Raw genomic sequence first — 21,266 nt, 5'->3', positions numbered from 1 at the left:
CGCGGCGGATATCCCTATTGGAAGCGCCCTCCCCGCTGCAGGACCTCGATCTTGTAGCCGTCGGGATCCTCGATGAAGAAGAAGCGGGCGATCCGCACCCCGCCGTGATTGAACTCGACGATCTTCTTCGGATTGAAGCCCAGCGCGCCGATCCGGTCATGCTCGCTGTCGAGATCGGCGACCGAAACGGCGAGATGGCCGTAGCCGTCGCCCAGCGCATAAGGCTCGGTACGCCCCTTGTTCACCGTCAGCTCCACCTCGAAAGGCGAGTCGCCATTGCTGAGATAGATGAGCGCGAAGGTCTCGAAATCGAGCCGCTGCGCGACCTCGAGGCCGAAGGCCTTGTTGTAGAAATCGACGGAACGCGCCTCGTCGAGAACCCTGATCATGGAATGGATCGTCTTCGCCAAATCGGACTCCGTGAGCTCTTCATGCTTTTCGAAGCCGATTATGCGCGCCGGCGAAAAATGGTGGTGGCAGCCGATTACCACGCGTGCGGCTTGAAAACGGGTAGTCTCGCCACGCGTAAGGACGAAAGTCTGATTGCCGTCGCCGGCTATCGGATCGAAGATCAACAGCGCAGGCAGTGTTCAAAAAAGGCGTCGGCTCACTCGATCGGCGCCCAAGACAAACAAAAACGGGAGGTACCGATGTGCAGAGTCTTCGCCGGGCAAGACCCGGAAGGCTACCGGCAGATCAACCGATCGATCCGCATCGACGGTCATTCGACCAGCATCCAGCTCGAGGCGACGTTCTGGGGTCTGCTTGACGAGATCGCCGACAGCCAGGGACTGACGACACCGAAATTCATCTCGAAGCTCTATGACGAGGCGATCGAGATCAACGGTCAGATCCCGAATTTCGCTTCCATGCTGCGCACGACCTGCGCGCTCTATCTGCAGGGCCACCGGCCCAGCGCCGAGGAGCAGACCGCGTTGAAGCGGGAAGCCGCCTAACTCTCTGCCGCGACTTCGAGCGCCAGCTGGGTCATGTCGGTGAAGAGGGCCTGTCGCTCCGAATAATCGGTCAGCTCGCCGGTGGCGACATGATCGACCACGGTGAGCAGCGACAGCGCCCGCGCCCCGAACTGCGCGGCAATCCGATAGAGGGCGCTGGTCTCCATATCGACAGCCAGCGCGCCGAGCGCCCTCGGCTCGTCGAAGCGCGCGCGGCCGTCGGGATGGTGGAACACGTCGCTGCAGATCGTCAGTCCGGCGCTACAGGTAATGCCGAGATCAGCCGCGCGTCGCAGCGCCAGCGCATGGAGCGCCGGATCCGGTCCCGCCGGCTGGTAAAGTCCGAACACCTGTCCGCTGATCGCGCTCTCTGCCCGCACTTCGCTGGAGATGACGAGCCCGCGCAGGGGCACATCTTCCGACAAGCCGCCGCTGGTGCCGGTGCGTATCAGCGTCTTCACGCCATGATAGTCGAGCAATTCATGGGCGTAGATCAGGAAGGATGAAACGCCGATGCCGGTCGCCTGGATGCTGACCGGCTTGCCGCGGAACCGGCCGGTGAAGCCCAGCGCGCCCCTTCGGCGGTTGACGCAGCGCGGTCCATGGAGAAAGGTCTCCGCCATCCATTGGGCGCGCTCGGGGTCACCCGGCAACAGCACCGTTTCGGCATAATCGCCCCTGCCCGCCTCGATATGCGGCGTCACGCGCTACCACCCCCATGATAGATCCATCCAGTTGCCATCATGGCAGGGCCGCCGCAATGTGCAAGCAGTAGCTGTTTTAAAAGCAATTCCAGGGAATTACGTCAAAAACAAAAGAGATGGAGCGGTTAACCGACGAAACCACACTACGATTCCAGCACGTCCTTGACGATCGTCGCCAGTTGCTTGAGCGAGAACGGTTTCGGCAGGAAGCCGAAATGCGCGTCGGCCGGCAGGTTCTTCGCGAACGCGTCCTCGGCATAGCCCGAAACGAACACGAACTTGATGTCGGGCTGGCGCTTGCGCAGCTCGCCGAGCAATGTCGGTCCATCCATCTCCGGCATCACAACGTCGGACACGACGATGTCGACCTTGCCGCCGAGCGCCTCGAACACTTCCAGCGCCTCGACGCCGGACGACGCCTCATGCACGGTGTAGCCGCGCGAGGTCAGCGCCCGCACTCCGCCCATGCGCACGGCGTCCTCGTCCTCGACCAGGAGCACGGTGGCCGAACCGGAAAGGTCCTTCGCGGTATCGGCCGGCTTGGCCGGCGCCGCCGCCGCGGCCGCTGGCGCCTCGCCAGGCTCGGGCTGCTTCTTCACCTCGGCGATATGGCGCGGCAGGAAGATGCGGAACACCGTGCCCTTGCCGACTTCGGAATCGCAAAAGATGAAGCCGCCGGTCTGCTTGATGATGCCGTAGACCATCGACAGGCCGAGGCCCGTGCCTTTGCCCACTTCCTTGGTCGTGAAGAACGGCTCGAAGATCTTCTTCAGCACGTCGGGCGCGATGCCGCTGCCGGTGTCCTCGACGTCGACGAGCACATAATCGGCCGGCGTCAGCTCGCGATAGGCGAAGGATTTGCACTCGTCCGCCGTGACATTGCGGGTGCGTACCGTGAGATCGCCGCCGCTCGGCATGGCGTCGCGCGCATTGACGGCGAGATTGACCACCACCTGCTCGAACTGGCCGATATCGACCTTGACCGGCCACAGGTCGCGGCCATGGTCGATCTTGAGCTTGATGTCGTTGCCGACCAGGCGGGCGAGCAGCATCCTGAGATCGGCCAGGACATCGGTCAGGTTCAGCACTTCCGGACGTAGCGTCTGCTTGCGCGAGAAGGCCAGCAACTGCCGCACGAGCGAGGCCGCCCGGTTGGCGTTCTGCTTGATGTTCATGATGTCGGGGAAGGACGGGTCCGACGGCCGATGGTTGGTCAACAGAAGGTCGGACGCCATGATGATGGCGGTGAGCACGTTGTTGAAGTCGTGCGCGATGCCGCCGGCAAGCTGGCCGACCGCCTGCATCTTCTGGCTCTGCGCCATCTGGCCCTCGAGCGCCTTCTGCTCGGTGGTCTCGACCGCGTAGACGATCGCCGATTCCTCGGCGCCCTCGCCGCCCGCGCTGTCGGCGACGGCATTCACGTAGAAGCGGATATGGCGTTCCTCATTGCCGGGCAGCACGGAGTCGATCGGCTCGATATTGGCCTGCCGCTGCCGGGCCTTCTCGAAGGCGGCGGCAAAGGCCGGCCGGTCGCGCTCGTGGACGATGGTCTCGAAGCGCACCCGCCGGTCGACGGCGTCGCGGTCGACCACGGACGAAAACAGCTGCAGGAACGGCGCGTTGGTGCGCAGGATGCGCCCGCTCGCGTCGACGCCGGCAATGGCCATCGGCGTCGAGTTGAAGAAGCGGGTGAAGCGGACTTCGGAGGCCCTGAGTTCCGCGGAAGCGTCCTCGCCCTGGGTGCGGTTGAGCACGATCGTGCGGGTCGGGCCGTTCACGCCTTCGCGGCTTGCCGAAACCCGGTGCATGAACCGCACCGGCAGCGCCTGGCCGCTCATGGTGGTGAGGTCGAGGTCGATGACCGCGTTGCGGGTCGTGCCGGGATCGGCCTTGACCGAGCGGACCAGCGCCATGCCGTCGCCGGCGATGATTTCCGGCAGCGTGATGGCGCCCGGCGTGAAAGAGGCAAGGTCGATGCCCAGCCACTCGGCAAGCGTGGCGTTGATATAGGTGACGCGACCCTCCTGGTCGGCAGAGAAGAACCCGGCCGGCGCATGGTCGAGATGGTCGATGGCCTTCTGCAGGTCGAGGAAGAAACGCTCCTGCTCCGCCCGTTCCTGCGAGATGTCGGCGAGTTGCCAGGCCAGCATAGGCAGCCTTTGCCCGGGCATGCTGAAGGCGCGGGCACGCGCCCGGTACCAGCGCGCGCCAGGTTCGGCGCCGGGCTTGATCGACTGCGCCAGCCGGAACTCACCGTCGCCCGCCTGGCCGTCGCGCAGGCCCGACGCCAGCCTGTAGATCGTCATCGAGGCCTCGGGAACATCCGACAACAGCCCTTCGACGGTCTTGAGATCGGCCGCCGAGGCGGCACCCGTCATGTCGGCATAGGCGCGGTTGGCGTAGACGACGCGCCCCTTGGTGTCGGTCACCAGCAGGCCCTGCGACATCGAGTCGACAAAGGCTTTCGACAATTCGTCGCCGGTCGAGCGTGGCGCGATCTGCACGAAGCCGATCGCGGTCGCGAACAGGAAGCCGACGCCGATCATGGCGAGCACGCCGAGCATGCCGAGCAGGAAAGGATCGCCGAGCCGCTCACGGAAAAGCCCGAAGACGATCGCGGCGCCGGTCAGGACGACAATGAAGACGATGAGCCTGGTGACGGCGCCCGGACGCGTGTTCTGGTCGACGATCGGTACCGGATAGAAATCGCCGCGCGCTTCCTTGGCCATGTTCCCCCTGCTCGTGATTCCGGTGTCCGACGGGCGCGGACGGCCGGTTGAATCACATTCTCCTGTAACGGAAAAGGCCCCGGCGGCAAATGTCCGATAAAATCAATGATTCATGTTTCAAACTGTTCACGATGGGTGATGTGAACTTGCGGCGGGCCGCCACCGCGGTCTAGTGTCGCCTGACCTCAAGAGGCGATTGGGTGCACCGATGCTGCAGTGGCTGGATAGCGTGGCGGGACCAGGTTATGTCGCTGCAATCCTGTGGACGTTTGCAGCGCTCATTCTGCTTGTCGTCGTCCTGCTCGTCATCAAGGTTGTGCGCAACCTGACCTTCGGCACCTTCGTGGCCGGCGGCAGGAACCGCAAGACGCGCCTCGCGGTCATGGACGCCACCGCCGTCGACAGCCATCGCAGGCTGGTGCTGGTGCGCCGCGACGACATCGAGCACCTGATCCTGATCGGCGGGCCGACCGATGTCGTGGTCGAACGCGATATCAGGCTGGCAGCGCCGCGCCGCCCGGCGCTGACCGGCGACAGCGGCCAGCAGCAGGCAACCGCCGCCGCACGCCCGCGCGCGCCGCAACCGGCGCCTGCGCCCGCACCTGCCAGGCAGGCGCCGCCGCCAGCCGCCCAGCCGGTTGCCGCCACACGCCCGCGTCCCCCGGCGCCTGCTCCGGCGCCCAAGCCGGCGGCGCCGAGCCAGCCGACGGCGAAGCTCATGCCGCTGCCGGGCTACGGGACGACCAACGGCAGTACCAGGTATCCGCCGCCGCCCTCGAACGATTCCATCGACGACACGCTGATGCACGAACTCGAGACCTCTCTCGACGATCAGCATTCCCAGCCGCCGGCGGCAAACAAGCCAGCGGCCAAGCCTTCGCTCGACGACGAGATGACCAGGCTTCTTGGCGAACTGGGCAGCCACAAGCGCTGACCCCAACGGCAACTGCCGGCGGGTCAGCTATTCTCCCCCTTGGCACCGAAACAAAAAATGGCCGGAAATCCGGCCATTTTTGTTGTTCGTTTCCCTGCCCAGTTCGCGTCAGTCGTCGCGATAGACCTTCTCGCGGCGCTCGTGACGCTCCTGTGCCTCGATCGACAGCGTTGCGATCGGACGCGCATCAAGCCGCTTCAACGCGATCGGCTCTCCGGTTTCCTCACAATAGCCGTAGGTGCCTTCGTCGATGCGCTGGAGCGCGGAGTCGATTTTCGATATGAGCTTGCGCTGGCGATCGCGGGCGCGCAATTCGATGGCGCGGTCGGTTTCAGAGGAGGCGCGATCGGCCAGGTCGGGGTGGTTGGCGTTTTCCTGCTGCAGGATTTCGAGAGTTTCACGTGCTTCGCGAAGGATGTCGTTCTTCCAGGTAATGAGCTTCTGGCGGAAGTACGATTTTTGCCGTTCGTTCATGAACGGCTCGTCTTCGGAGGGTACGTAATCGGCGGTAACGATGTCGTTCATTCGACTCACCCAACAACCCCAAATTTGGCGCCTATATATTCGGGGACAAGAGCCTGCACAAGCGCTATCGGCGACAGTTTCACGCAATTGTTAGTCTCGCATCGGCAGCTCCGGCAACGACGTTGTTTCAACGGCATAAAACGAGTTCGCACATGATTCGTTGCAGTTGCTCGCGCCGGCCATTGTGCATGACGTGGTTCTGGTGACTAATCGCGCTTTGCCAGGAAGGCAGCGCCATGGGGGTCCGGTTGAGCAGACTTTATCTGTTGCGGCATGCCAAAGCCGGCTGGGCGCTGCCCGGCGTGCGCGATTTCGACCGCCCGCTCGACGAATCGGGCATGGCCGACGCCGAGGCGATGGGAGAGGCCATGCGGGCCCGCAACTACGTGCCGGACGTCACGCTTTGCTCCAATGCCAAACGGGCACGGCAGACGCTGGAAGGCCTGGCGGGGCGCACCGACACCGGCCGGGTGCTGTTCTTCGACACGCTCTACAGCGAGGATGCGGCCGGCTATCTCGACATCATCCGCAAGAATGCCGGCGCCGACCAGCTTCTGGTGATCGGCCACAATCCGATGACCGAGGATCTGGCCATGGCAGTGTCGGGCGACGGCGACGAGGCAGCGCGCGGCATGATGAAGCACGGTTTTCCAACCTCCGGCCTCGCCGTGGTGCGCTTTCCCGGCAATCTTGCCGAAGCGGCGCAGGGCAACGGCTACCTCGAAGCCTTTCTCACGCCTGCCGACCTCTGAGGCCATTTCAAACGCCCGGCCCAGCGCCTATATCGGGCGCGGACGCGCAATCAGAGGCTGATTTGGCATCATCGCTGACCAATTTCACCGACGAGGCGAGGATTGCGCTCGACACGCTGTCGGGCCGCGCCGCCGGGCTCTTCTCCCCGTCATTGCGTCTTGGCGTTACCGGCCTTTCCCGCGCCGGCAAGACGGTGTTCATCTCCGCCCTCGTCCATAACCTCATTCATGGCGGACGCCTGCCGCTCTTCGAAGCGCAGAAATCCGGCCGCATCGCCCGCGCCTTCCTCGAGGAGCAGCCGGACGATGCCGTTCCGCGTTTCCAGTACGAGGATCATGTCGCGGCTTTGGTGAACGACCGCGTCTGGCCGGACTCGACCCGCGCCATCTCCGAGCTGCGGCTCACCATCGAGTACGAGTCGGCTTCCGGCTGGAATCGGTTGTTTTCAGCCGGGAAACTGTCCGTCGACATCGTCGATTATCCCGGCGAATGGCTGCTCGACCTGCCGCTGCTCGGCAAATCCTTCGCCGATTTTTCGCGCGAAGCGGTCGAGCTGGCCGCCCTGCCCGTCCGCTCCGACCTGTCGCAGGACTGGCGCGAGCTGGCTTCCACTGTCAATCCCGATGCCGACGCGGACGAGATGACGGCGCGGCGCCTGGCCGAAAACTTCGCCGCCTATCTCAAGGCCTGCAAGCTTGACGAACGCGCCCTGTCGACGCTGCCGCCCGGCCGCTTCCTGATGCCGGGCGACCTCGAAGGCTCGCCGGCGCTGACCTTCGCGCCGCTGATGACGCTCGCGCAAGGCCGGCCGCGCTCCGGATCGCTGCAGGCGATGATGGAGCGCCGCTACGAGGCCTATAAGACGCATGTCGTCAAGCCGTTCTTTCGCGAGCACATTACCCGTCTAGACCGGCAGATCGTGCTGATCGACGCCATGCAGGCGCTCAATGCCGGCCCGGCCGCCATGGCGGATCTGGAACGCGCCGTCACCGAGATCCTGTCCTGCTTCCGGCCCGGACGCGGCAATTTCCTCACCGACTTCTTCTCCCGCCGTATCGACCGCATCCTGGTCGCCGCGACCAAGGCGGACCATCTGCACCACGAAAGCCACGACCGGCTGCAGGCGATCGTGCGCCGGCTGACCGACCGCGCCGTCGCGCGCGCTAATTTCAGCGGCGCCGCGGTCGATGTCGTTGCCATGGCCGCGGTTCGCTCGACCCGCGAAGGCACGGTGAAGCAAGGCCGCGAGACGCTGCCGGTCATCATCGGCACGCCGCTGAAGGGCGAGACGATCAACGGCGAGACATTCGACGGAAAGGCCGAAACCGCCATATTCCCGGGCGATTTGCCGGAAAAGGTCGATGCGGTGTTCGACAGTTCCGGATCATCGCCCGACGGCGCCGAACCGGCGATCCGCTTCGTGCGTTTCCGTCCGCCGAAGCTCGAGCGCACCGCTGAGGGCGTCACGCTGTCCTTGCCGCATATCCGGCTCGACCGCGCGCTGCAGTTCCTGATCGGAGATCATCTGGCATGACCGCGCCCCGCAAACCGGCGGCCTTCCGCATCGAGCCCGAGGCCGAGGCGCCGCAACCACCGCGAAATCGCGTCGCCGAAGAGCAGCCCGCGCGCAGGCCACGTGCCGCGAGGGCCGATGTGGCGGTCGTGATCCCTTCGGAGGTCGACGTTTTCGACGAGCCGGACATCGAGGCCGCGGCCCCGCCGCCGGCGACAGCGCCGCGAAAGCGCTCGCTGCTGGCGCGGCTGTTCTTCGGCGCGGTCGGGGCGCTCGTCTCGCTGGCGGTCGGCCTGTGGGCCGACCAGCTGATCCGCGACTTGTTCGCGCGCGCCGAATGGCTGGGCTGGCTGGCGGCCGGCATGGCGGCCATCGCGTTGCTGTCGCTGCTCGTCATCCTGATCCGCGAATTCCTTGCCATTGCCCGCCTTGCCGAAGTCGAAAAGATGCAGAAGCGGGGTCTGGACGCCGTGGCGCGCGACGATCCCAAGGCGGCGCGCGCTTTGGTCGACGAGCTTTCGGCCTTCGTTGCCGCAAAACCCGAGACCGCAGCCGGTCGCCGTTCGCTTGCCGAATTGCGCGGCGAGATCATCGACGGCGCCAATCTGGTGCGGCTCGCCGAGACCGAGATCCTGTCGCCCCTCGATGCCCGCGCCAAGGTCATGATTCTGGAGGCCGCAAAGCGCGTCTCCCTCATCACGGCCGTCAGCCCCCGCGCGCTGGTCGACATCGCCTATGTGGTGTTCGAGGCGGGCCGCCTGATCCGGCGGCTTTCGGAACTCTATGGCGGCCGTCCAGGAACGCTCGGCTTCTTCCGGCTGGCGCGCGGCGTGCTCGCGCATCTGGCTGTCACGGGCTCGATTGCGGTCGGCGACAGTTTCGTGCAGCAGATCGTCGGCCATGGGCTTGCCGCGAAACTCTCGGCAAAGCTCGGCGAAGGGGTCGTCAACGGCATGATGACGGCGCGCATCGGCATCGCGGCGATGGAAACCGCCCGCCCCTTGCCGTTCATCGCCGTGAAGCGCCCGGGCCTCGGGGATTTCCTTTCGGCGCTGACGTCCTTCGCGGCCAAAAAAGACGGTCAGGCGGAGCAATAGGGTAAACGCGAAAACCGCCACCGGAGCCGAATGATTTCAGGTCGAAGCGACCTGAAATCATTCGGCTCTAAATCAAAGAAATGGAGCATGATGTCGTCCGAAAACCGCTTCACACTTTTCGGCATCATGCTCCAGTGACGAAGCATTAACCAATCTTCGCCATGGTCGATCAGGTCCCAAGAATAGACTCTGTCGTGCCGGGTGTCGTCCATGAGAAGCGTAATCCTGTCCTGCGTGCTGCCTGCGACCGTTGCTATTGCCGCGCCGCTCGGATTGGTCGAAAAGGCTTTTGGCGCAGAACCGGACAAGCAGTTCTTCCGCTCCGTCGAAGGCCGATGGGTCGGCCCTGGCGAGATCATTGCCGGCAAGTACAAGGGCACCAAATTCACCTGCGATTTCAACGGCTCGACGCCTGACGGCAAGGTCGGCATGACGTTGGACGGCAACTGCCGGGTCGGCGTCTTCACGCAGAAGATGTCCGCGACCGTTGAGCGCAAGGGTCGCGACGGCTACAGGGGCGCCTTCATGGGCGGCTCGACCGGCAACGGCATGGACATTGTCGGCGGCAACGTCGTCGACGCCCAGAAGGTCGTCTTCACCATCAACCGCAACCAGCTGAACGGCGTCATGCAGGCCCGCGTGCCCGACGACAATTCGATGACCGTGACGGTGGCCGTGCGTGTCGACAAACAGCTGGTGCCGGTGATCGGCATGAGCCTGAAGCGGGTCGACTCGGTCGAAGTCGGCGCCATCGCCAAGAACTGATCTCCTCCGGCGGCCGCCCGCCACCCGCAAAGAAGGCGATTCAGGTCAAAGTCGGGAAGTGGCAGGCGACTTTGCGGCCCGGACGATGTTCCTGAAGCTCCGGCCGCTCAGAACGGCAGCGTTCAGCCGCGATCGGGCATCGCGGGTGGAAACGGCATCCGGATGGAGGTTTTAGCGGGCTCGGCACATCGCCCGTGAGGATGATGCGCTTGCGCACGCCCGTAGGCGTCGTCTCGACGACCGGAACCGCCGAGATCAGCGCCTGGCTGTAAGGATGGGCCGGCGTCGCAAACACCTCTTCCGCAGGCCCCTCCTCGACGATCGAGCCGAGATACATGACCGCGATGCGGGTCGAGACCTGGCGAACCACGGAGAGATCGTGGGCGATGAAGATGTAGGTGAGCTTCAGCTTCTCCTGCAGGTCGGCGAGCAGGTTGACGATCTGGGCCTGCACCGACACGTCGAGCGCCGAGACCGGTTCGTCCAGCACGACGAGGTCGGGGTTCAACGCGATCGCCCGCGCGATGCCGACACGCTGACGCTGACCGCCCGAGAATTCGTGTGGATAGCGCATCACATGGTCCGGCAGCAGTCCGACCAGCTCGAACAGCTCCGCCACGCGCGCCGTGATCTCCTTGGCCGAAAGCTTGCCGTGGATGCGCAGAGGCTCGGCGACAAGATCGCCGACGCGCCGCCGCGGATTGAGCGAGGCTGAGGGATCCTGGAAGACCATCTGCAGGCGCCGGCGCAGCGGCCTGAGCTCGGACAGCGACTTCGAGGTGATGTCGTCGCCCTCGAACAGAAGCATGCCGTCGGTGATGTCGTAGAGCCGCACCAGGCAGCGCGCCAGGGTGGACTTGCCGCATCCGGATTCGCCGACCAGGCCAACCGTCTCGCCGCGCCGCACGGTCAGCGAGACGTTGTCCACGGCGTGGACCGTCCGCCTGCCCTCGGCGGAAAACCGGGTGCCGATCGAAAAGCGCTTGGCCAGAGAGCGCGTCTCGAGGATCGGTCGGTCGGCGTCCATCATTGCTTCGCTCATGCCTGTGCCACCCGAAAGCATGCTGCCGCGTGGGCGCCTTTGCCGAGACCGGGCTTATCGGCCTCGCAAGGCTCGTAGCGGACCGGACAGCGCGGACCGAAGGCGCAGCCTTGCGGCAGCCGCAGCAAGGACGGCGGCGAGCCGGGGATGGCCGGCAGGCGCCGGGGTTTCTGGCCGGTCAACGGCGGAATCGAGCCGAGCAGCGCGCGCGTATAGGGGTGTCGAGGGTCGGAAAACAGTTCCGTGCGCGTGCCGCGCTCGACAACCCGGCCTGCATACATGACCATGACGCGATCGGCGAGCTCGGAGACCACGCCCATGTCATGCGTGATGAAGACCACAGCCGATTTATGCGTCGCGCGCAATTTGCGCACGAGGTCGAGAATGCCGGCCTGCACGGTGACGTCGAGCGCGGTCGTCGGCTCGTCCGCAACCAGCAGCGCCGGATCGCAGGACAGGGCCATTGCGATCACCGCCCGCTGCCGCATACCGCCGGAAAGCTGGTGCGGATAGCGCGACATCGCCTCGCGCGGATTGGGGAAGTTCACCTCCGCCAGCAGCTCTTCGACACGCGCCATCGCCTTGGCTTTGCTGACGCCGCGATGCGCCCGGATCTGTTCGGCGATCTGCCAGCCGATCGTGTAGACCGGCGTCAGCGCCGTCATGGGATCCTGGAAGATCATCGCGATCTCGTTGCCGCGCAGGCGCCGAAGCTCGCGCGGCGGCAGCCCCACCAGCTCGCGGCCCTTATAGCGGATCGAGCCTTCGATGGTGGCGTTCGGGTCGGTGATGAGCCCCATGACGGCGAGCAGCGACACCGTCTTGCCGGAGCCGGATTCGCCGACGACGCCAAGGATCTCGCTTTCCTCGAGGTCGAAGGAAACGCCGTCGATGGCGCGCACCGGCCCGTCATGGGTGCGGAAGGATACTCTGAGATCGCGCACAGACAGGATCATGATGCCCTCAGGCGCGGATCGAGGAGGATATAGACGAAATCGACGACCGCGTTAGCAATCACCACGAACATGGAGGCATACATCACCGTCGCCATGATCATCGGCAGGTCGAGGTTCTGCAGCGCATCATAGGTGAGCTTGCCGATGCCGTGCAGGCCGAACACGACTTCGGTCAGCAGAGCCGAACCGCCCACCAGCGCGCCGAAGTCAAGGCCGAACAGCGTGACGAAGGCGATCAAAGAGGTGCGCAGCGCGTGGCGGAACAGGATGCGGGTCTCCGACAGGCCCTTGGCGCGGGCGGTGCGGATGTAGTCTTCCTGCATGGATTCGATGATGGCCGCGCGCAAGACGCGCCCGTAAATGCCGATATAGAGGATGGCCAGCGTGATCCATGGGATGACCAGCGTCAGGAACCAGCCCTTGGGATCGTCGGAAAAGTTCTTGTAGCCGAGCGGCGGCACCCAGGAGAACGCCCAGCTGTCGTGGTAACGGCTCTGGGTGATCAGGTTCATCACCTCGCCCAGCCAGTAAACCGGCATGGAAATGCCGAGCAGGCCCAGCGCCATCAGCAGCTTGTCCAGCCAGCTGTCGCGGGTGGCCGCGGCGGCGATGCCGATGATGATGGACACGACCACCCACAGGATCGCCGCGCCGAACACCAGCGACAACGTGACGGGGATCGAATCCAAGACGGCCGGCACGACCTTCCAGCCGCGATTGACGAAGGAGGTCAGATCGCCGGTAACGAAGATCTTCTCCATCATCCGAGTGTATTGCACGTAGAGCGGCTGGTCGAAGCCGAAGCTGTGGCGCACCGCCGCCAGCACCTCCGGCGAGGCATTGCGGCCGGCGATGCGCGCGGCGGGATCGGCGCCGGGCGTGGCGAAGAAAATCAGGAAGACGATGACCGAGATGCCGAACATCACGAACAGCATCTGACCGAAACGGCGAAGGATCGCATAAAACATCAGTCGCGCCCCAGCCGGACCTTGGAACGCGGATCGAGCGCGTCGCGCAGACCATCGCCGAAGACGTTGAGCGCCATGACGGAAACGGCGATCGCCAGGCCGGGCACCAGTGCCACCAGCGGCCGCGTGTAGAGCAGCGCCTGGCCGTCCTGGATGATGGTGCCCCAGCTCGCCGCCGGCGGCTGCACGCCGATCGACAGGAACGAAAGCGCCGATTCCGTCAGCATGTTCAGCGCCATCATCAGCGGCACAAAGACGATGAGCGTCGTGGTGATGTTGGGCAGGATGTCGCGCCACAGGATGCGCCAGCCCGGCACGCCCAGATTGATCGCGGCAAGCACGAACTCGCTATGCCGCAGCGCCAGGACCTGCCCGCGAATGGGGCGCGCGACATAAGGTATATAGACAATGCCTATGATGATGATCGGCAGCCATAGGCTGCCCGATTGGATCTCGATCGGTCCGATCGCGATCCCTTGCGCGATGGTGACGATGGAAAGCGAGATTGCCAACAGATAGATCGGAAATGCCCAGAGCACGTCGAGGAAGCGCGACAGCACCGTGTCGGTGATGCCGCCGAAATAGCCGGCGATCAGCCCCGCCAGCGTGCCGAAGATCAGCGTGAAGATGGTGGCAGCGCCGGCGATCAGCAGCGAGTCCAGCCCGCCATAGAGCAGCCTTGCCATGACGTCGCGGCCCTGGCTGTCGGCGCCGAGGAAGTAATTGCCGAGCCGCCAGGTTGGGCCGATCGGCGTGTAGCCAAGCCCCAGCCCCTCGGTCGACTGTTCCATCACCGGAACGTCGGCGCCGTCAATCTGGATGACGGCGTCGAGCGTCGAGGCGAACGGGTCCGTGCCAGCCCATTTCGCGTAGAGCGGCGCGCTGAAACAGGCGAGAACGATGATGAGGAACACGGCCAGGGACGCCATGGCGGCCCTGTCCGTTGCCAGCTTCGCAAACGCGACGGCCCAGGGCCCTCGCGTCTTGCGCGGCATGGCGGCGACTTGGCTGGACACGATGTGCCTTCCGCGGTTCGTTACTGCACCCAAGACTGGGTGATAATCCAGTTGAACTGCGGGTTGAACTTGAAATTGCCGATGCGCTTGCTGACGAAATCGAGCCGCTTTGGCGTGAAGAGGCCGACCGCCGGCGCCTTGTCGGTGACCTGCTTGTCGATCGCGGCCCACAGCTTGTCGGCCGCCCTCTGGTCGGTCACGCCGAGGTCCAGCGCCTTCTGCATCTGGGCATCGATATCCTTGTCGCAGAAGCCGGAGATGTTGATCGAGGCGTCCGAGCCTTCGCGATAGGAGGCGCAGCTGAACAGGATGTTCAGGAAGTCCGACGCCGCCGGGTAATCCTTGTACCACTGGCTGACGGACATCTGCACTTTGTTGTTGGTGTTCTGGATGTAGGTGAACTGCAGGTTGGGCGAGATCGGCTTGACGTCGGCGACATAGCCGATGTTGGTCAGCACGCTCTGCAGATAGACGCCGATCGACCGCGAGATCTCGGTATCCTCGACGATGATGGTCACCTTCTGGCCCTTGGTGCCCGATTCCTCGACGAGCTGCTTGGCCTTGTCGACATCCGGGGCCGACCATTTGGCGCCAGGGTTCTTGGTGAAGGGGCAATAGTCCTCATGTCCGGGGAAGTCCGGCGGCAGGACCTGGCAGACCGGCGAAGCCAGCACCTTGCCGCCGAACAGCTTGACCAGCGTGTTGCGGTCGACCGCATAGGCGACGGCCTGGCGGGCCTTTTCATTGTCGAACGGAGCCATGCGGGTGTTGAGCGGCGCGTACCACCATGCCGAAAGCGGTGAGATGTGCAACTGGTCCATCGATTTGCTGCCAAGTTCGCCGAGACGATCGCTGGGCAGCGCGTCGAACATCCAGTCCGCTTCGCCGTTCTGGATCGCGGTCACGGCCGCCTCTTCCGACAGGCCGAAATCATATTGTACGACATCCGGGTAACCGTCCGGCTGGGCTTCCTCGCTCCACTGCTTGAAATTAGGATTGCGGGAGACCGTCATGCCCTTGTTGGGGTCGAAGGCCGAGATCATGTAGGGACCGGTGCTGGGGATCGGCTTGGAGCCCATATCCTCGGCCGGCGTATCCGCCGGCAGGATCACGGCATGCGGGAGGGCCAGCTTGTAGAGGATCTCGGCGTCTGGTTTGGTGAGATTGAGGGTGATGGTGCCGGCCACCTTGTCGGCGACGACGCCGCCTTCCAGCGTGCAGGTCTTGGCGTCAGCCAGGCATTTATCGGCGCCGACGATGCCGGCATAGAATGTGCCCGACGTCGGCCCGGAGATCTTGAAAATGCGCTGGAAGGAGGCGACGACGTCGTTCACGCCGAGATCCTGGCCGTTGGAGAACTTGATGCCCTTGCGCAGCTTGAAGGTGTAGGACTTGCCGTCATTGCTGACCGTGGGCGGCGCCTCAGCCAGATCGGGAATGACGGAAAAACCGTCGACGCCCTCGGCCTTACGGAAGGTGACCAGGCCGTCATAGATCGGCTGGTACATCTGCCAGCCCTGGTCGGTGTAGTTGATGTGCGGATCGAGCGTTCCGGCAGCCGAGCGGGCGAGCAGGCGGATGGTGCCGCCTCGGTGCTCCTTGAGATATTCAGCCTGCGCCGGAGCCAGCCACAAGCCGGCCAGCAAAGCCGCGGCCGAAGCCGCCAAAAGAACTTTCTTCATGTCGTCATTCCCCTTTTCTCAGTTGTCGTTGTCGTCCAGGAAGCCTCCCACCAGTCTGATGCACGCCTCTTGCTCCTCGACATGCGGCATGTGGCTGGAATGCTCGAATATCCGCCAGCGCGATCCCTTGATGCCGTCCTTGAATGGCTGCACGGTCGCGGGCGTGGCTTCGTCGTAGCGGCCGGAGATGAGGAGTGTGGGAACCTCGATGGCCGGCAGGCGGTCGATGACGCTCCAGCTCTTCAGCGTGCCGATCACGTGGAATTCGTTCGGGCCGTTCATCACATTATAGACGGTCGGGTTGCGAATTATCTGGGCGAAGGTCTCGGTCACCTCGGGCGGGAATGGCAGCACCCGGCAGACATGCCGCTCATAGAACCGCATCGTCGCTTCCTGGTAGGCCGGATCGTCCGTCGTGCCGGCCTGTTCGTGCTTCGTCAGCGTCTCCTGCACGTCCCTGGGCAGATCGGCGCGCAGCCGGTTGGCTTCCTCGACCCAAAGCTTCATGGAAGCCGGAGAGTTGGCGATGGTCAGCGACTTCAAGCCTTTCGGCCGGGTGACACCATATTCGGCGCCCAACATGCCACCCCAGCTCTGCCCGAGCACATGGAAGCCGCCGCGGATCCCAAGATGGTCGACGAGGTTTTCCAATTCGTCGATGAAGAGACCGGGCGTCCAGAAATCGGCGCCCTTCTGCGGCAGCAAGGTGGAGTTGCCGCAGCCCAACTGATCGTAATGGACGACCGCACGGCCGCCTAAGGCGAGAAGCTTGTAGGCGTCGACGTAGTTGTGCGCGGCACCCGGCCCGCCATGCAGGATCACGACGGGCGCCTTGGCGGCATCGAGCTCGCCGCTGATCCGATACCAGGTCTCATAGGCGCCGAAGCCGGCCCGGCCTTCCTTGCTGACGATCTCGGACGACATCCCGGTTTCCTGCTTGGTTGAAGACATCTCGCTGCCGCCTAGTTCGCCGCCAGGCCGGACTGCACCCATTCTTCCAGCATCTGCACGCCGAAGGCCGTGGCGCCCTCCCGGCCCAGCGGCCGGTCCTTGTCGGCCAGTTCCTTGCCGGCAATATCGAGATGCACCCAGGGACGGTCTTCGGTGAAATTGCGCAGGAAGGCCGCGGCATAAGGCGCGTCGCCGTCTTCCATGTCCTTGGCGTGGTGGCGGATATCGGCGAAGGGCGATTGCAGCCCTTGGTCATAGGCCCGGTCGAGCGGCAACTGCCAGAACCGCTCGCCGACCTTTTCCCCGGCCGCGATCATCCGCGAGGCGATGGTGTCGTCGGTGCTGAAAAGACCGGCGAACACCGAGCCGAGGCCGCGCATCACCGAATAGGTCAGCGTCGCCAGGTCGACGATCACCGACGGGTTGAAGCGCGAGGCGGCGTAATAGAGGCAGTCGGCCAGGATGAGCCGGCCTTCCGCATCCGTGTCGAACACTTCGACCGTCTGTCCCGACGCCGTGGTGATGATATCGCGCGGCTTGAGCGCGGTGCCGGACGGCATGTTCTCGGCGATGCCGAGCACGCCGACGGCGTGCACCGGGCTGCCTTGCCGGGCGAGCGCGATCAACAGGCCGACCACGGCGGCCGCACCGCTCATGTCGGCCTTCATGTCGAACATCTGCTCGCCCCGCTTGATGCATAGGCCGCCGGAATCGAAGCAGACACCCTTGCCGACGAAAGCCAGCGGCTGCGCGGGGGCACCCTTGCCGCGATAGCGCAGGACCGCGACGCGCGGTGGCCGCGCCGAACCGGAGCCGACGGCCAGGATCGCATTCATGCCGAGTTCCTTCAGCCGCGCCGCATCGAGTATCTCGATATCGATGCCGGCCTCGCGCAGCGGCTCCAGATGGTCGTGGAAACTGTCGGGGTGGAGATGGTTCGGCGGCAGGTTGACCAGCGTGCGCGCATATTCGACGCCGTCGGCGATGGCGTTGACCCGCGCCAGCGCAGCCTCCAGCTCCGGACCAGCCGCGCCGGTCAATTGCACCCTCAGCGTCCGGTCAGCCCCGGCTCCTTGCCGCCGGTTGCGCATGTCGAAACGATAGCGCCGCAGCCGCATGCCGAGCGCGACCCGCGCCAGGATTTCCGCCGCGGGCAGGTCCACACCGGCGATTGGGTCCAACACCAGAGTGGCCGTGCATTCGCCCTTGCTTTCCAGATGCGCTGCAAGCAGACCGCCGGCCCGTGCCAGGGAAAGCGTGGTTACGGTCTCGGCTCTGCCCAAAGCCAACACCACCACGCGCCGGGCCGATACTGCCTTGGGGGCAATAACGTCGACGCAGGCGCCGGACTCCTCGAGAGCGGCGCGATCGGAGCAGGCGCGGGACAAGATCCCGTCCATCTCGGCATCGAGCGCCGCTGCCCGGAGGCCAAAACCGTTTTGAGCGGGCTGCAGGATCACGACGACCGCGGTTTCCGCGGAAATCTCGTCCGCCGCTTCGAAGACCGGCACCGGCGACTGAGGCATAAAGCTCGTTCTCCCATTTGCGGGGCGGCTCCTGCCAAGTCGGCTGCGTTATCGCAAAGCCTCTCCTGGCAACGGTGAAACCGGTGAGGCCGGTTTGCACCGCTGGGGAAATGGTATCGGAGTACCCGGATAATTGTTTTCTGACGGCGACTTAGTCGCTCTTGCCATTTGGGTATCCCCGAAACCGCCAGGCGATCAAACGCCAATTTTGCCCAAGTCGATTGACAAAAACTCAACTGACAATTCATGATTGGGCAATGGCCCTGCCTTCACTCAACGGCATGCGCGCTTTCGAGGCCGCCGCGCGTCTCGGCAGCATCAAGGATGCCGCGGAAGAGCTGCATTTGACGCCCTCCGCCGTCAGCCGCCACATCCGCGCGCTGGAAAGAAACCTTGGCCAGGATCTGTTCGTGCGCGGCTTTCGTCAGATAACGCCGACCATCAGGGGCTCATATTATGCGCGCAGCCTCTCCGAGGCATTCGAGGCCATCTGGCGGGCCACCGGCGATGTCAGCTTTGTTGACGGGCCGGGGCATGGCAGGACTCAGCGCGTCAGAGTGCTCTGCGTGCCGGCGGTCCTGAATCTCTGGCTGGCCGACCGGCTGCCGAATTTCCGCAAGCTGCACCCGTCCGTGGACCTGGAGATCTCGACATCGGGCAAGCGCGCCAACTTCGATTTGGCCATTGTCGACGAGTTCGTCTACAAGGCCGGCCCGGCCCTGACGCTGCTGATCCCACTGGTCCTGACCCCGGTCTGCGCGCCGTCGCTGCTGGAAGGGCCGGTGCCGCTCAGAACACCCGCCGATCTGGTCAATCATCACCTGATCCACGAATGCGAGAGCATGCGCTGGCGGCGCTGGCTGGAGCAGGAAGGCGTCCTCGACACCACGCCGAAATCCAGCACGACGCTCGATGACTGTACCTTGATCATGCGCGAGGTGATAAACGGCGCCGGGATCGCCTTGGCCGACACCATGATGGCGCAGGATCTTCTGCAGCAAGGCAGGCTCGTCGCCCCGTTCAGCGCCCGCCACACCTATCCCGCCGGCATTTACCTGCATCAGCGCCGCAGCATCGGCAACAAGCCGGCCACCGGCCTTTTCCAGGACTGGCTGCTGTCGGAGGTCGCCGACCACAAACGGGCAATGGCGATAGCCTGAAACGTCTCTGGAAGCTCGAAGCGGAGCGCAAACAAGAAGGCGGCGGCCGCCTGGCCACCGCCTTCGCATTACTCGACGGCTGCGCTTAACCCTTGAAGGTGGCAGTCAATTCGTCATAGGCCTTGCAGGCCTCATCGAGCGTCGTCGCGCCCTGGTACTTGGCGGTCACGGCCTGAGCTTTTGCGGTCAGGTCGGCGGCCTTGCTTGGATCCTTGGTGATCGCCGCCTGAAGTGCGGCAGCCATGTCCTGCGCCTTCTTGGCGGCTATTTCCTGCGTGCATTCCGGCCCCTTGGAGCAAGCCGAGGCGGCCAACGCCGCAACACCTACGGCGACGAGCAAAAACTTCTTCATGTCAATCATCTCCTCAAAAAGGCGGCCGCCCATCGCAGCCGCCTCCAATGGCCGAAGCCCAAAGGCCAGAGCCAAGCGTGCCTTAACCGCTGATTGTGGCGGCACGCAACGACCGGGCCGCATAAACTTGTGTAACCAGGCTGCAATATCGCGGCGGTCCGGGGTGGGGCCGCATAAAAACAACCTGAAGCGCGTCGCATGAGGCCGTTCAGGCGCGACGCGCTTCAGAGCAATTCCAGGAAAAGTGTGAAGCGTTTGGGTTCGGCGACTTCGCCGTAACCTTTCGTCCGGAATTGCGTAAAAACAAAGAGATAGAGCGTCTCACCGTTTTCGTGAAACGGTGAGACGCTCCAGGTCAACTGGGACAAGTTCACCGGCGAGGCTGCAACAGCGCCAGCACGACCGTCGATGCGGCAAGGACAACGGTAAGGGTCAAAGGTCCCGCCGCGCCGTAGGTGTCCACGACATAGCCGCCGACAACCGCGCCGGTGGTGATGGCAACCTGGAAAGAAACGACCATCAGGCTGCCCGCCGCTTCCAGCGCATCAGGTGCCGCGCGCGACAGATTGGTCGGCAGCACCACCGGCGCCATGCCGAATGCCAAGCCCCAAAGCGTGACGAATCCGAAGGCAACTGCGATGTGCACGCCCCAAAGCACCAATGCCAGAGCCGCAAACGCCATCAGCGCCGCGGTGCCCACGAGAGCCATGTGGATGTTGGCGTCGGCCATGCGGCCGCCGGCAACATTGCCGATCACGGCGGCGATGCCAAATCCGAGCAGGGCCAGGGCAATTGGCCCTGTTGCCAGTAGCGTCACATGTTCGAGGAAGGGGCGTACATAGACCGAGCCGGCAAAATGCCCTGTCATCAGCAAAAGAATGGCCAGCATGCCGAGCTGAATGCCACGCCGCCGTGTCAGCCGAAATACATCCGCAAGGCTATTGCTGGCCGTGGCAGGCAAAGTCGGCAGGCTAAGCAACTGCAGCAGCATGGCAATCACGGCCAGCCCCGCGGTCAAGGCCATGGCGCTGCGCCATCCCAGCCAGTCGCTGATCAACGCGCCCGCCGATGGTGCGGCAATGGTGGCGAGCGACACGCCGAGGGTGACGATGCCCATGCCCCGACCTGTCGCACTGGCGCCAACCAGCCTGGCCACGACGGCAACCGAGAGTGCCCAGAAGGCGCTGAGAGCGATTCCGAGCCCGGCCCGGCCCAGCAGCAACAGCCAGAAATTGGGCGCCAGCGCTGCAAGGAGGTTGGAACCGACCGCCAAGGCGCTGAGGCCAACCAGCACAGTCTTGCGGTTCAATCGGCCGATGAGAACATTGCTCAACATGGCCGTCACGGCGCCCACCGAAGCGGTGGCGGTGACGACCTGTCCGGCCGTTCCTTCGCTGATGCCGAGATCGCGCGCCATTGGCGTCAGCAGGCCTGCCGGCAGGAATTCCGCTGACACCAGGGCAAAGCTGGTGGCCGCCAATGAAATGACCGAGAACCAGGTGGCTGCGTTCCACGTGGTTGGCGCCGCGGTGTCGAGGTCTAACGCCGTGTCTTCGTCGTCAAGCTGTAATGTTGTGTCTGTCACTGAAAGATCTCCAAGGTCTGGAGATCTTAAATAGACGAGTCCATTCGGATGA

The 21,266-nt window shown here is 64.3% G+C and carries 20 protein-coding genes; 7 read left to right on the top strand and 13 right to left on the bottom strand.

Annotated features, from left to right (window positions below):
- Positions 1–14 precede the first annotated feature (14 nt).
- Positions 15–410: a VOC family protein gene (locus EN862_RS09550; protein ID WP_127863831.1), complete on the bottom strand. Its 396-nt coding sequence runs from the start codon at positions 408–410 to the stop codon at positions 15–17.
- Between the two features lie 240 nt (positions 411–650).
- On the opposite strand from EN862_RS09550, the gene EN862_RS09545 reads away from it, so the two are divergent.
- Positions 651–956, top strand: coding sequence for a ribbon-helix-helix domain-containing protein (locus EN862_RS09545; RefSeq protein ID WP_127863830.1), 306 nt, complete (start codon positions 651–653; stop codon positions 954–956).
- Here EN862_RS09545 and EN862_RS09540 read toward each other — a convergent pair.
- Positions 953–1,660: a DeoD-type purine-nucleoside phosphorylase gene (locus EN862_RS09540; protein WP_127863829.1), complete on the bottom strand. Its 708-nt coding sequence runs from the start codon at positions 1,658–1,660 to the stop codon at positions 953–955. The genes EN862_RS09545 and EN862_RS09540 overlap by 4 nt on opposite strands.
- 143 nt (positions 1,661–1,803) lie before the next feature.
- On the bottom strand, positions 1,804–4,389 hold the full coding sequence (locus tag EN862_RS09535; RefSeq protein ID WP_127863828.1) for an ATP-binding protein: 2,586 nt from the start codon (positions 4,387–4,389) through the stop codon (positions 1,804–1,806).
- Positions 4,390–4,597: 208 nt separating this feature from the next.
- Between EN862_RS09535 and EN862_RS09530 the strand changes: the two genes are divergently transcribed.
- Positions 4,598–5,323 carry a flagellar biosynthetic protein FliO gene (locus EN862_RS09530; protein WP_189400795.1) on the top strand — a complete coding sequence of 242 codons (726 nt, stop codon included), beginning with the start codon at positions 4,598–4,600 and terminating at the stop codon, positions 5,321–5,323.
- Between the two features lie 108 nt (positions 5,324–5,431).
- Here the strand turns inward: EN862_RS09530 and dksA are convergent, their stop codons facing one another.
- A complete protein-coding gene (gene dksA, locus EN862_RS09525) occupies positions 5,432–5,848 on the bottom strand; it encodes an RNA polymerase-binding protein DksA (RefSeq protein ID WP_040972254.1) in 417 nt (138 codons plus the stop codon).
- Positions 5,849–6,096: 248 nt separating this feature from the next.
- Between dksA and EN862_RS09520 the strand changes: the two genes are divergently transcribed.
- The 4 genes from EN862_RS09520 to EN862_RS09505 all read left to right on the top strand — a co-directional run bounded on the left by EN862_RS09520 (position 6,097) and on the right by EN862_RS09505 (position 9,976).
- On the top strand, positions 6,097–6,600 hold the full coding sequence (locus EN862_RS09520; RefSeq protein WP_127863827.1) for a histidine phosphatase family protein: 504 nt from the start codon (positions 6,097–6,099) through the stop codon (positions 6,598–6,600).
- A gap of 62 nt (positions 6,601–6,662) precedes the next feature.
- The gene (locus EN862_RS09515) at positions 6,663–8,135 is read left to right on the top strand and encodes a YcjX family protein (protein WP_127863826.1); all 1,473 of its coding nucleotides are present in this window, start codon (positions 6,663–6,665) and stop codon (positions 8,133–8,135) included.
- The gene (locus EN862_RS09510; RefSeq protein ID WP_127863825.1) at positions 8,132–9,211 is read left to right on the top strand and encodes a TIGR01620 family protein; all 1,080 of its coding nucleotides are present in this window, start codon (positions 8,132–8,134) and stop codon (positions 9,209–9,211) included. Before EN862_RS09515 ends, EN862_RS09510 begins: the two co-directional genes overlap by 4 nt.
- 210 nt (positions 9,212–9,421) lie before the next feature.
- Positions 9,422–9,976 carry a hypothetical protein gene (locus tag EN862_RS09505; protein WP_095818606.1) on the top strand — a complete coding sequence of 185 codons (555 nt, stop codon included), beginning with the start codon at positions 9,422–9,424 and terminating at the stop codon, positions 9,974–9,976.
- A 40-nt stretch (positions 9,977–10,016) separates the two neighbouring features.
- Here the strand turns inward: EN862_RS09505 and EN862_RS09500 are convergent, their stop codons facing one another.
- The 7 genes from EN862_RS09500 to EN862_RS09470 are packed head-to-tail and all read right to left on the bottom strand — an operon-like array spanning position 10,017 to position 18,117.
- Entirely contained in the window at positions 10,017–11,006 is a 990-nt protein-coding gene (locus EN862_RS09500) for a dipeptide ABC transporter ATP-binding protein (RefSeq protein WP_127864038.1), read from the bottom strand.
- 8 nt (positions 11,007–11,014) lie between these two features.
- On the bottom strand, positions 11,015–11,974 hold the full coding sequence (locus EN862_RS09495) for an ABC transporter ATP-binding protein (protein WP_127863824.1): 960 nt from the start codon (positions 11,972–11,974) through the stop codon (positions 11,015–11,017).
- A complete protein-coding gene (locus EN862_RS09490; RefSeq protein ID WP_127863823.1) occupies positions 11,971–12,942 on the bottom strand; it encodes an ABC transporter permease in 972 nt (323 codons plus the stop codon). The genes EN862_RS09495 and EN862_RS09490 overlap by 4 nt, the downstream gene beginning before the upstream one ends.
- The gene (locus tag EN862_RS09485) at positions 12,942–13,958 is read right to left on the bottom strand and encodes an ABC transporter permease (RefSeq protein ID WP_127863822.1); all 1,017 of its coding nucleotides are present in this window, start codon (positions 13,956–13,958) and stop codon (positions 12,942–12,944) included. Before EN862_RS09485 ends, EN862_RS09490 begins: the two co-directional genes overlap by 1 nt.
- A 20-nt stretch (positions 13,959–13,978) precedes the next feature.
- Complete coding sequence (locus EN862_RS09480; protein WP_127863821.1) at positions 13,979–15,640, bottom strand: ABC transporter substrate-binding protein; 1,662 nt, start codon at positions 15,638–15,640, stop codon at positions 13,979–13,981.
- An 18-nt stretch (positions 15,641–15,658) separates the two neighbouring features.
- The gene (locus EN862_RS09475; protein WP_127863820.1) at positions 15,659–16,564 is read right to left on the bottom strand and encodes a proline iminopeptidase-family hydrolase; all 906 of its coding nucleotides are present in this window, start codon (positions 16,562–16,564) and stop codon (positions 15,659–15,661) included.
- A 38-nt stretch (positions 16,565–16,602) separates the two neighbouring features.
- A complete protein-coding gene (locus EN862_RS09470) occupies positions 16,603–18,117 on the bottom strand; it encodes a leucyl aminopeptidase (protein WP_127863819.1) in 1,515 nt (504 codons plus the stop codon).
- A 257-nt stretch (positions 18,118–18,374) separates the two neighbouring features.
- Here EN862_RS09470 and EN862_RS09465 point away from each other — a divergent pair, with 257 nt between their 5' ends.
- Positions 18,375–19,277, top strand: coding sequence for a LysR substrate-binding domain-containing protein (locus EN862_RS09465; protein WP_127863818.1), 903 nt, complete (start codon positions 18,375–18,377; stop codon positions 19,275–19,277).
- An 85-nt stretch (positions 19,278–19,362) separates the two neighbouring features.
- Here the strand turns inward: EN862_RS09465 and EN862_RS09460 are convergent, their stop codons facing one another.
- Entirely contained in the window at positions 19,363–19,662 is a 300-nt protein-coding gene (locus EN862_RS09460; protein WP_245519532.1) for a hypothetical protein, read from the bottom strand.
- Between the two features lie 337 nt (positions 19,663–19,999).
- Positions 20,000–21,214 (bottom strand): MFS transporter, encoded by a 1,215-nt coding sequence (locus EN862_RS09455; RefSeq protein WP_127863817.1) that lies wholly within the window; start codon positions 21,212–21,214, stop codon positions 20,000–20,002.
- Between the last annotated feature and the right edge of the window lie 52 nt (positions 21,215–21,266).

This window comes from Mesorhizobium sp. M2E.F.Ca.ET.219.01.1.1, assembly GCF_004016445.2.
Classification (GTDB): Bacteria; Pseudomonadota; Alphaproteobacteria; order Rhizobiales; family Rhizobiaceae; genus Mesorhizobium.
This window is presented reverse-complemented; position numbering and strand designations above follow the sequence as displayed.